Source organism: Sagittula salina, from assembly GCF_017813235.1.
GTDB lineage: Bacteria > Pseudomonadota > Alphaproteobacteria > Rhodobacterales > Rhodobacteraceae > Sagittula > Sagittula salina.
The window spans coordinates 24,190-35,533 of record NZ_JAGISH010000006.1; the positions used below are offsets into that span (position 1 = coordinate 24,190).

Genomic DNA, 11,344 nt, shown 5'->3' on the forward strand with positions numbered 1-11,344 from the left:
CTGCGCCCACCGTGGTAAAAGCCGCGTTAACGCGCCTTCACATTTTTGCGTTTCTTCTCGCGCCGATCATAGGTTGCCACGCGCCAGGCGTAGATGGCGATCAGCCCAACCACCACGGCGGTGGATATCGGGTTCAGCCAGGCGCTCACCGCTTCATACCCCCCCTCCAGCCAGTAGCCGGCCAATGTCAAAGCGGCTGTCCACGCGATGGTGCCCACCGCACTGAACCCCAGAAACAAGGCCCGCGGCATCCGCCGTACGCCTGCGGGTACGGAGATCAGCGTGCGGACGGTCGGGATCAGGCGCCCGATCAGCACGGCGCTGCCCCCATGGCGGTCGAACCAACCGTTCGCACGGTCCAGTTCATCAGGCGAGATCGACAACCAGCGCCCGTGTCGTTGCGACAGGTGGCAAATGCGGTCGAAACCTATGCGACGTGCGCCCCAGTACCACAGGTACGCTCCCGCCAGCGAACCGGCGCTGCCTGACAGGATCACCGCCAGCAGAGACATATCACCCCGCGCGGCGTTGAAGCCTGCCAGCGGCATCACGAGTTCCGAGGGAATGGGAGGAAAGACGTTCTCGAGGAACATCAGGAGCGCGATACCGAACGGCCCCATGCTGTTGATAAGGCTGGTGATCCAGTCGAACATGCGTACCTCCGGAAATGCAGACGGCCCGTGTAAGGAACACGGGCCGTCCGGCATTGTTCCGATTTCCCGATGCGCCGCCGATCTTTTCGGTAAAAACCGGGCAATGACACATCAGCCGATCCAGGGCCGTTCGCCCGGGCACCGGATCAGCCCTTCATCGAATCCCAGAAGTTGCGTACCGAACTGAAAAAGCTTGAGCCTTCTGGGTTGTTGTCCTCCGACAACTGTTCGAATTCGCGCAGCAACTCCTTCTGGCGGGTGGTCAGGTTCACGGGTGTTTCGACGGCAAGTTCGATGAACATGTCACCTGTACCACCGCCCCGCAACGCTGGCATACCCTTGCCACGCAGACGCATTTGGCGCCCGGATTGCGATCCTGCCGGGATTTTCACGCGGCTTCGGCCACCGTCGATCGTCGGCACCTCAATGTCGCCGCCCAGCGCTGCCGCAGCCAAGGATACCGGGACGCGGCAATGCAGCTCCGTGCCTTCCCGTTCAAAGATCTTGTGCTGCTCAACCTCGATGAAGATGTAGAGATCGCCCGGAGGCCCACCCCGCATTCCTGCCTCGCCTTCACCGGCCAGCCGGATGCGCGTGCCGGTCTCGACCCCTGCCGGGATATTCACCGACAGCGCGCGCTCCTTCTGCACGCGGCCCGCACCGTGGCATTTGGTGCACGGGTTCTTGATGATCTGGCCCAGTCCCGAACAGGTCGGACAAGTCCGCTCCACGGTAAAAAAGCCCTGCGTGGCCCGCACTTTCCCCATGCCCGAACAGGTTGGACAGGTGGTCGGCTCCGACCCGCCTTCGGAGCCGGTGCCGCTGCACTGGCCGCAGGCGACCGACGTCGGCACATTGATCGTCTTGGCAAGACCGCTGAAGGCGTCCTCCAGCGTCACGCGCAGGTTATAGCGCAGGTCCGCCCCGCGCGATGCGCGCTGGCGCCCACCACCCTGACGGCCCCCCATGAAGTCGCCAAACAGGTCGTCGAAAACGTCCGAAAAGGCAGAGGCGAAGTCGGGGTTACCCCCCATTCCGCCGCCGGGACGCGGACCACCGCCCATGCCGCCCTCGAAGGCCGCATGGCCATAACGGTCATAGGCCGCCTTCTTCTCGGCGTCCTTCAGAACCTCGTAGGCTTCGTTCACTTCCTTGAACTGGGACTCCGCGTCCGGGTCGTCCTTGTTGCGGTCCGGGTGCAGTTCCTTGGCCTTCGTCCGGTACGCCTTCTTCAGCTCATCGGCGGACGCGCCACGCTGGGCCCCCAAAACCTCGTAATAATCACGCTTGGACATTCACGTCCTCCTCTCATATCGAAAGGGCCGGTCCGGCGTCCGGACCGGCCCCTCGACTTGTGGGTTCCGCGAGCGTGCCTTAGCCGCGCTTGTTATCGCCCAGATCCTCGAAGTCGGCATCGACGATATTGTCGTCGGCCGAGGTGCTGTTATCGCCGGTTCCGCCGCCAGCGTCACCGTCTTCGCCCTTCTCGGCCTGCGCCTTGTAGATGGCCTCGCCCAGACGCATCGCCGCCTCGGTGACGTTCTGGATTCCGCCCTTCAGCTTGTCAGCCGTGACGTCGTCCTTTTCGAGATCGTCCTTCAGCGCCGCGACGGCCAGCTCGATGGCCTCGATTGTGCTCGGATCGACCTTGTCGCCATGCTCTTCGATCGACTTCTCGGTCGAATGGATGAGGCTCTCGGCCTGGTTCTTCGCCTCGACCAGATCCTTGCGGGCCTTATCGCCTTCGGCGTTTTCCTCGGCTTCGCGCACCATACGCTCGATGTCGTCATCCGACAGACCGCCCGACGCCTGGATCGTGATCTTCTGCTCCTTGTGGGTGCCTTTGTCCTTGGCCCCCACGGAGACAATACCATTGGCGTCGATGTCGAAGGTCACCTCGATCTGCGGCATGCCGCGCGGTGCCGGCGGGATGTCTTCCAGATTGAACTGGCCGAGCATCTTGTTGTCCGCCGCCATCTCCCGCTCGCCCTGGAACACGCGGATGGTCACCGCGTTCTGGTTATCCTCGGCGGTCGAGAAGACCTGGCTCTTCTTCGTCGGAATGGTCGTGTTGCGGTCGATCAGGCGGGTGAACACGCCACCCAGCGTCTCGATGCCCAGCGACAGCGGGGTCACGTCCAGCAGGACCACGTCCTTCACATCACCCTGAAGGACACCGGCCTGAATGGCGGCACCCATGGCGACGACTTCATCCGGGTTCACGCCCTTGTGCGGCTCCTTGCCAAAGAATTTCGTCACCTCTTCGATGACCTTCGGCATACGCGTCTGACCGCCGACCAGCACGACTTCGTCGATGTCGGAGGTGGTCATGCCAGCGTCCTTCAGGGCCGCCTGACAGGGCTTGATTGACGCCTTGATCAGATCACCGACAAGGCTTTCCAGCTTGGCGCGGGTCAGCTTCATCACCAGGTGCAGCGGCGTGCCGCCGGAGCCCATCGAGATGAACGGCTGGTTGATCTCCGTCTGGGTGGCCGAGGACAGTTCGATCTTGGCCTTTTCAGCCGCCTCCTTGAGACGCTGCAGAGCCATCTTGTCCTTGGTCAGGTCGACCGAATGCTCTTTCTTGAACTGGTCCGCGAGGTAGTTGACGATCCGCATGTCGAAGTCTTCACCGCCGAGGAACGTGTCGCCGTTGGTGGATTTCACTTCGAACAGCCCGTCGTCGATCTCGAGGATGGTCACGTCGAACGTACCGCCGCCAAGGTCGTAGACGGCAATCGTCTTCGCGTCCTTCTTGTCGAGGCCATAGGCCAGCGCAGCCGCGGTCGGCTCGTTGATGATACGCAGCACTTCGAGGCCCGCGATCTTGCCCGCGTCCTTCGTTGCCTGACGCTGGGCGTCGTTGAAGTATGCCGGCACGGTGATGACCGCCTGGGTCACCTCCTCACCGAGATACGACTCGGCGGTCTCCTTCATCTTCTGCAGCGTGTAGGCGGAGATCTGCGAGGGCGAATACTTCTCGCCGCGAATCTCGACCCATGCGTCGCCGTTGCCACCGTCCACGATCTTGTACGGGACGATGTCCTTGTCTTTCGTCACTTCCGCATCGGTGGTGCGGCGGCCGATCAGACGCTTCACGGCAAAGACGGTGTTTTCCGGGTTCGTCACGGCCTGGCGCTTGGCCGGCTGGCCCACCAGGCGTTCATCTTCGGTGAAACCGACGATGGAGGGGGTCGTGCGTGCCCCTTCGGCGTTCTCGATCACACGCGCCTGCGAACCATCCATGATGGCGACGCAGGAGTTGGTGGTCCCGAGGTCGATGCCAATAACCTTACCCATGTTTTCGATCCCTTTCTGTCTCAAGGCGATACAACGAGGCTGTGGACCCGTTACGGCGTCCGTACCCCGCATTTCAAGACGCTGACAGGTGCCTGCCACCGCGTTCGGAGGACATATAAGGAGGCCCCCGCGCTTTGCCAAGCACCGGAGGCCATGCAAATTGGCGCAATTCCGGCATGACGCTGCGGGGGGCGCCCGCGACACAGGGGACTCGAATTTCTGGCGATATAGCCCCAAATCCTGAGTAATCGGTTTCCACCCGGAGGACAGGCACCGCATGACACCGCTCGAGATCAAGGGATTTCGCATCTACCCCGCAGCGCTGAACCGCGCCGCCCAGGACCGCATCATCGCGGATGTTCGCGACGTTCTGCGGCAGGCGCCGTTGTTTCGCCCGCGCACCCGGCGGGGACCCATGTCGGTGCGCATGTCGGCAGCGGGGGAATATGGCTGGATCAGCGACACCAAGGGTTACCGCTACGAACCGAACCACCCTGACGGGCAACCCTGGCCGGCAATTCCCGGCTCAATCCGCGCGCTCTGGGACGACCTGGCCGACAGCCCGCGCACACCGGAGTGCTGCCTGATCAACTGGTACGACGAAGGCGCCCGCATGGGGCTGCATCAGGATGCGGACGAACAGGATTACGACTGCCCTGTGCTGTCGGTCTCGCTCGGGGCGGAGGCGCTGTTCCGGATGGGCGGCACGGAGCGGCGCGACCCCACGGTATCACACTGGCTGCAATCGGGTGACGTGGTGCTGCTGACGGGGCCGTCGCGCCGCGCCTTTCATGGTGTGGACAGGCTGCGTCCCGGACCATCACCGCTGTTTCCGGAGGGCGGGCGGCTGAACCTGACGCTGCGCGTCGTCACCTGATCGCGCCGCCAGACGAAACCCTTGCGCACTCCGGGGCGTGGCATGGAGGGTGGGCCGCTGAGCCGGAGGCTCGGTCGGGGCGCCCGGAAGGCCCGTCCCCCGTCAGCGCCGCGCGCTCCACGAGGCGGAGGCGTGCTTGCGGGTGTAGAACTCCCCCATCAGCCCGACCATCAGCAGGACGATGCTGACCACGAGCGGGTATTCCCAGCTGGAATTGCGCGGGTTGTAGTTGATGAAGGCGTGGCCGCGCGACTGGTCGATGGTGTGGAACAGCGGGTTCCAGTCGAACATCTTCAACATGTAGGGCGGCAGCGTGTTCGCCACGAACATCTTGCCGGACGCGATCATGTTCGCCCGCTGGAAAATCGTCGACGCGATGCTGACCGGCGTCGGCGCCCAGGGCTTGATCGCGAGGAAGACCATTCCGATCGACGCCCCCGCGAACCACGACAGCAACAGCATCTCGAGGCATCCGATCGGGTCGTAGATTTCCTGCATGACAAAGGGATTGAACGCGACGTCGTAGACGAAAAGCACCGCAACCAGCGACAGCACCTGGATATAGAGTGTCGACAACATGGCGCTGATGATGGCAATGGCCGTGTTCATCGGCGCGTGCTGCATCATCGGGCTGGCCGGTCCTTCGGACCCGGCCACCGCGCCCAGCGTCTTCGAGAACGTCATGTAGAGGAATATCCCCGTCATGATGTAGATCAGGAAATCGCCCCGCACCGCGTTGCGCCGCATCCCCATGATCTCGAACATGGCAAAGAAGGCCAGCACGAAGATGATCGTCTGCAGCAGGTTCATGAGGATCGCCATAAACGCGTTCTCATGCGTCTTGCGCACCGCCCGGACGGAATTGTGGTAGATCAGTTCGGCGATCTGGATGGCCGATTGCAGCTTCGACTTCGGCCGCGCGGTCTGAAACATGCCTGTGCTCCGCTCTGCGGTTTCTGCCGCCTTGCCCCTCGGTCCCGGCTTATGCCGGTTGTTCGTTAGCTTGCCGTTTACGCTCATCCGCAGCATAAGTCGCAGCAGGTTTCAAATCAACAAACCGTGCCACCCGCCCGCCCCGCCGGGTCCCGCGGTGCGGTGGTGGGGACACAGGAGTTTTCCATGAACTATTCCGAACTCGTGACGCTGATGCGCCGTCTGGCCATCGAGGCCGGCGAAAAGATCATGGAGATCTACGAGGGCCCCGACTTCGAGGTAAAGACGAAATCCGACGCCTCCCCCGTGACAGCCGCCGACGAGGCCGCTGACGCGCTGATTTCGGCGGGTCTGCGCGCCGCCTACCCCGATGTGCCGCTTGTGACGGAGGAGCAGGCCGCATCGCACGATGTGCAGGCCCGGACCTTCCTGATTGTCGACCCGCTGGATGGCACGAAGGAATTCATCAACCGGCGCGGCGACTTTACCGTGAACATCGCGCTGGTCGAGGACGGCGTCCCCACCCGTGGCGTGGTCTACGCCCCTGCCCGCAAGCGCATGTTCTGGACCAACTCCGTCGGCCATTCGGTCGAGGAAGTCGGCACCTTCGACCCCGAAACCGTGGGGGACACAAAGGATATCCGCGTGGCCGACCCCGACAACGACGCGCTTATGATCGTGGCATCGAAATCGCACCGCGATCAGGCCACTGACGATTACATCAACCGCTACAAGGTGAAGGACATGCGCTCTGCCGGGTCCTCGCTGAAATTCTGCCTCGTGGCCACGGGGGAGGCCGACCTCTACCCCCGCCTCGGGCGCACGATGGAGTGGGACACCGCCGCAGGCCACGCCGTGCTGGCGGGCGCAGGCGGTCGCGTGTTGCGCTTCGACGACCACACGCCGCTGGCCTATGGCAAGGAAGGTTTCGCCAACCCTTTCTTCATCGCCTACGCTCCGGGCGTCGATCTGAAAAAGGACTGATGGCCCTCCCGGTCAGCGTAGTCGTGGTCAGTCGGCATCGGCCGGAGGCCCTGTCGCGCTGCCTGACCGGCCTCTCCCAACTTGATTACCCGGACGTGGAGCTGGTGGTCGTGGCCTGCCCGGCGGGCCTTGCCGCGCTCGCAGCGCGGGCCGACGCGCCGCAAGTGAAGGCGATCCCCTTCGACGAAGCCAATATCTCGACCGCACGCAACCTTGGCGTGGCGGCGGCGGCGGGCGCGGTGATCGCCTTCATAGACGACGACGCCGTGCCGGAACCGATGTGGTTGCGCCACCTCACGGCCCCTTTCGAAGACGAAGAGGTCGCCGCCGCCGGGGGCTTCGTGCTTGGCCGTAACGGCATCAGCTTTCAGTGGCGCGCACGCACGGTCGACCGCGCCGGACAGGCCGCGCCGCTCGCCGTCGACGACAGCCACGCAACCGTCCTGCCCCCGGTCCCCGACCGCGCGATCAGGACCGAAGGCACCAACATGGCCGTTCGCCGCGCCGTTCTGGCAGAGATGGGCGGCTTTGATCCGGCCTTCCGGTTCTTCCACGACGAAGCCGATCTGAACATGCGCCTCGCTGCCGCCGGCCATGCCACTGCCATCGTGCCGCTTGCGCAGGTCCACCACGGCTTTGCCGCCTCCGCGCGCCGCGCCCGCGACCGCAGCCCGCGCGATCTGACCGAAATCGCCGCCTCGCAACAGGTCTTTCTGCGAAAACATTGCCCGCCGGAGGCCCGCGCCGCAGCATGGGATACCTTCCGCGCGGAGCAGCACCTGCGCCTCCTGCGCTGGATGCAGCGCGGTCCTCTCGACCCGCTCGACCTGCGGCGCCTGATGGCGGGGTTCCAGCGTGGCCGTCGTGCGGGCGAAGATCGGCCCCTGCACACCCTGCCGCCAATTCACGCGCCAAACGAGGGCTTCCGCCCGTTTCCCACGCGCCCCGACGCTCCACGCCGCCTGTTCGCGGGGCGTCCGTGGCAGGCTCCGCGCCTGCGCGCCGAAGCTGAGAAAGCCGTCCGTCGCGGTGAAATCGTCACGTTGATTCTGCTTTCGCCCAGCGCGCTTTACCACCGGGTGCGCTTTGCCGGCGAAGGCTATTGGGAACAGACCGGCGGGCTCTTTGGACGCAGTCAAAGACAGGCGCCAATCTTCCAGCCATGGCGTTTCACCTGCCGGATCGACGCCGAAGCGCGCCGCTTTGCCGCCCCGCGCGGTCAATTTTCCGTCACGTATCGGCGGTAAGCTGTTTCTTTGAACACGCGTGGAACCAAATGGCTGGCCTTTTCTGTTATACTTGGCAAAGGTCATACGCCAAAGGCATAACGGGTGGTCCGTTGACCATGAGTAGTTGAGAAAGAGGAGCTAGCGGATGCGCAAAAAGGTCACGAAGGCGATTTTCCCTGTCGCCGGCCTTGGAACCCGCTTCCTTCCGGCAACCAAGTCGGTGCCGAAGGAAATCATGACATTGGTTGACCGGCCGTTGGTGCAATACGCCATCGACGAATGCCGCGCCGCCGGCATCAAGGAATTCATCTTCGTTACCTCGCGTGGCAAGGGCGCGCTGGAGGACTATTTCGACGTGGCCCCGGTTCTGGAGCAGGAGCTGCAGAAGAAGGGCAAGGACGAGCTGCTGGAGATCCTGAAATCTACCAATATGGATTCGGGTGAAATCGCATACATCCGGCAGCACAAGGCGCTTGGCCTCGGGCACGCGATCTGGTGCGCGCGCCGTCTGGTGGGCAACGAACCCTTCGCCGTGGTGCTGCCCGATGACGTGATCGCCGCCGAAAAGCCCTGCCTGCAGCAAATGGTCGAAGCCTACGAGGAAACCGGCGGCAACATGGTCGCCGCCATGGAGGTGCCGCAGGACAAGACCAAGTCCTACGGCGTGCTCGACGTCGAAGAGGACATGGGCTCGCTGGTGAAGGTGAAGGGCATGGTCGAGAAACCCGACCCCGCCGATGCGCCCTCGAACCTCGCGGTGATCGGCCGCTACATCCTGTCGCCGCAGATCTTCGAGAACCTGAACCAGAAGAAGACCGGCGCGGGTGGCGAGATCCAGTTGACCGACGCCATTGCCGAGGAAATCGGCAAGGAAGAGAGCGGCGTTTACGGCTACCGCTTCCGCGGCCAGCGCTTTGACTGCGGGTCGAAGTCCGGCTTCCTTCAGGCAACCGTGGCCTTTGGCCTTGCCCGCGAAGAACTGCGCGACGACCTCGAAGGCTACCTGCAAGAGGTCATGGCCTCGCGCAAGGCCGCCGAGTAAACGGACCGGGAATGGCGAACGTACTGGTAACGGGCGGGGCTGGCTATATCGGCAGCCACGCCTGCAAGGCGTTGAAGTTGGCGGGTTACACGCCCGTCACCTACGACAACCTCGTCACCGGCTGGCAGGACGCGGTACAGTTCGGTCCCTTCGAACAGGGCGATTTGCAAGACCGGGCCCGGCTGGACGAGGTGTTCCGCATCCACCAGCCCGTTGCGGTGATGCACTTCGCCGCCCTGAGCCAGGTGGGCGAGGCCATGGCGAAACCCGGCCTCTACTGGCGCAACAACGTCGCCGGATCGCTGACCCTGATCGAGGCCGCCGTGGCAGCAGGCTGCATGGACTTCGTTTTCTCGTCGACCTGCGCCACCTATGGCGAACATGACAATGTCGTGCTGGACGAAGAAACCCCGCAACAGCCGCTCAACGCCTATGGCGCGTCGAAGCTGGCAGTGGAAATGATCCTGCGCGATTTCGAGGCCGCTTACGGGCTGAAATCGGTGATCTTCCGGTATTTCAATGTGGCAGGCGCCGATCCGGAGGGCGCCGTGGGCGAACACCACCGCCCGGAAACGCACCTGATCCCGGTGATGCTCGAGGCGATCGACGGCCAGCGCGCTGCCCTTACGATCCACGGAACCGACTACGATACAGCCGACGGCACCTGCATCCGCGACTACGTGCACGTCTGCGACCTCGTGGACGCGCATGTGCTGGGCCTGAAGTGGCTGGAGGCGGGACATGCCAGCCGGGTCTACAACCTCGGCACCGGAAAGGGGTTTTCCGTGCGTGAGGTCATCACCTCCGCTGGCAGCGTCACCAATGCCGAGGTCCCGCATTCGGAAGGTCCGCGCCGCGCCGGCGACGCGACCAAACTGGTCTCCGGATCTACGCGTGCGGCCGCCGAACTGGGCTGGGCTGCGCACCGCTCCACCATGCCGCAGATGATCGCTGACGCCTGGCGCTGGCACAAGAACGGCCACTATGACAAATGACGGCCCGGCGGCCTTCCGGTGACCGCAGCGCCCCCAGGAGAAAACCCGGCCCCCGGCCCCGGTCTCTGTTGCCATGCATTGCGAAAGACACCGGAGCGCGTGAAGGGCTGGCCCCGTGCAGGGGCCGCCGCTAACTTGCCCGCATGACCCGCCTGCTCGACCTCACCCGCCTCGTCAGCCGCGCCGGACGCCCGCTGACCGGGGTGGATCGGGTTGAGTTCGCATGGCTCTATCACCTCCTGACCCTCGACACTCCGCTCTTCGGTCTCGTTCGGTCCTCCTTCGGATATCTATTGCTGGACCGCGCTGGCTGTGCCCTGTTGCGCGACCGTATCCGGCACGGCGGCTGGGGCCCGCCGGACGCGCTATCTCGACTGAAGCGCATTAACCCGATCCGCGCCGGTGCCGAAGCCGATCTGCGCCGCGTCGCGCTCGCCCGCGCGCTGCCGCCCGGCCTGCCCCGACTGCTGCGACGCCACCTGCCGCACGGCGTGCACTACGTGAACCTCGGGCATACCAACTTCACACGTCGGGTGATCCGCGCGCTCGACACTCTGGGCGCGCGCAAGGCCGTTCTGATTCACGACACGATCCCGCTCGATCACCCGGAGTTCCAGCGCCCCGGCTCTGTGGACCACTTCGCCGCCTTCCTCGCCCGCGCGGGGCACCACGCAGACCTGCTGATCGCCAATTCGCAACAGACCGCGCGCGACCTTGCCCGCCATCTGCCCGCCCCTCGCCCCGAAATCCTCGTCGCGCCGCTTGGCGTCGACCTCGCCACGCCCGGACCGGCGCCGGAGGGGCCCTGGGCGCGACCCTATTTCGTCACCCTGGGCACCATCGAGCCGCGCAAAAACCACGCCCTCCTTCTCGATATCTGGGAGGCGGGCATGGATGCCGACCTGCTGATCCTTGGCCATCGCGGATGGGAAAACCACGCCACCTTTGCCCGCCTCGACGCCCGCCCGCCCCGCGTGCACGAACGCGCAGGTCTGGACGATGCCGCCGTGGCGGCTCTGATCGCGGGTTCGGCGGGCTTCCTCTTTCCCAGCTTCACAGAAGGCTACGGTCTGCCCCCGATGGAGGCCGCCGCCCTCGGAGTGCCGGTTTTATGCAACGATCTGGGGGTTTACCGCGAAACTTTGGGCGAGATACCGATCTTCGTGGATGCTTCGGCAACCCATCTGTGGCAAAACGCAATTCAAACGCTGGCAGACGATTGCCGGGCAGGACGGACACGACCAAGGGCCTTCTCGCCACCCACGTGGGACGCGCACTTCAAATCCGCCTTAACCCGCATCTGATAGCAGCGAAGGACTGGCCCGGGAGGA

The 11,344-nt window shown here is 64.3% G+C and carries 10 protein-coding genes; 6 read left to right on the top strand and 4 right to left on the bottom strand.

Going from position 1 to position 11,344, the window contains the following annotated elements; genetic code table 11:
• Window positions 1–26: 26 nt before the first annotated feature.
• The 3 genes from J5474_RS11405 to dnaK all read right to left on the bottom strand — a co-directional run bounded on the left by J5474_RS11405 (window position 27) and on the right by dnaK (window position 3,953).
• Window positions 27–653: a DedA family protein gene (locus J5474_RS11405; RefSeq protein ID WP_209361049.1), complete on the bottom strand. Its 627-nt coding sequence runs from the start codon at window positions 651–653 to the stop codon at window positions 27–29.
• Window positions 654–799: 146 nt separating this feature from the next.
• Window positions 800–1,948 carry a molecular chaperone DnaJ gene (gene dnaJ, locus J5474_RS11410; protein WP_209361050.1) on the bottom strand — a complete coding sequence of 383 codons (1,149 nt, stop codon included), beginning with the start codon at window positions 1,946–1,948 and terminating at the stop codon, window positions 800–802.
• Between the two features lie 79 nt (window positions 1,949–2,027).
• Window positions 2,028–3,953 (bottom strand): molecular chaperone DnaK, encoded by a 1,926-nt coding sequence (dnaK, locus tag J5474_RS11415; RefSeq protein WP_209361051.1) that lies wholly within the window; start codon window positions 3,951–3,953, stop codon window positions 2,028–2,030.
• Window positions 3,954–4,230: 277 nt separating this feature from the next.
• Between dnaK and J5474_RS11420 the strand changes: the two genes are divergently transcribed.
• Window positions 4,231–4,830 (top strand): alpha-ketoglutarate-dependent dioxygenase AlkB family protein, encoded by a 600-nt coding sequence (locus tag J5474_RS11420; RefSeq protein WP_209361052.1) that lies wholly within the window; start codon window positions 4,231–4,233, stop codon window positions 4,828–4,830.
• A 102-nt stretch (window positions 4,831–4,932) separates the two neighbouring features.
• On the opposite strand, the gene J5474_RS11425 is transcribed toward J5474_RS11420, so the two are convergent.
• Complete coding sequence (locus tag J5474_RS11425; protein WP_209361053.1) at window positions 4,933–5,763, bottom strand: ABC transporter permease; 831 nt, start codon at window positions 5,761–5,763, stop codon at window positions 4,933–4,935.
• Between the two features lie 186 nt (window positions 5,764–5,949).
• On the opposite strand from J5474_RS11425, the gene cysQ reads away from it, so the two are divergent.
• From cysQ to J5474_RS11450, 5 genes are all read left to right on the top strand, one after another.
• The gene (gene cysQ, locus J5474_RS11430; RefSeq protein ID WP_209361054.1) at window positions 5,950–6,747 is read left to right on the top strand and encodes a 3'(2'),5'-bisphosphate nucleotidase CysQ; all 798 of its coding nucleotides are present in this window, start codon (window positions 5,950–5,952) and stop codon (window positions 6,745–6,747) included.
• A complete protein-coding gene (locus tag J5474_RS11435) occupies window positions 6,747–7,994 on the top strand; it encodes a glycosyltransferase family 2 protein (protein WP_209361055.1) in 1,248 nt (415 codons plus the stop codon). The genes cysQ and J5474_RS11435 overlap by 1 nt, the downstream gene beginning before the upstream one ends.
• 127 nt (window positions 7,995–8,121) lie before the next feature.
• A complete protein-coding gene (gene galU, locus J5474_RS11440) occupies window positions 8,122–9,018 on the top strand; it encodes a UTP--glucose-1-phosphate uridylyltransferase GalU (RefSeq protein WP_209361056.1) in 897 nt (298 codons plus the stop codon).
• Between the two features lie 11 nt (window positions 9,019–9,029).
• Window positions 9,030–10,013, top strand: a complete 984-nt coding sequence (gene galE / locus J5474_RS11445; RefSeq protein ID WP_209361057.1) for a UDP-glucose 4-epimerase GalE — start codon at window positions 9,030–9,032, stop codon at window positions 10,011–10,013.
• A 143-nt stretch (window positions 10,014–10,156) separates the two neighbouring features.
• Window positions 10,157–11,317 carry a glycosyltransferase family 4 protein gene (locus J5474_RS11450; RefSeq protein ID WP_209361058.1) on the top strand — a complete coding sequence of 387 codons (1,161 nt, stop codon included), beginning with the start codon at window positions 10,157–10,159 and terminating at the stop codon, window positions 11,315–11,317.
• The last annotated feature ends 27 nt before the right edge of the window (window positions 11,318–11,344 follow it).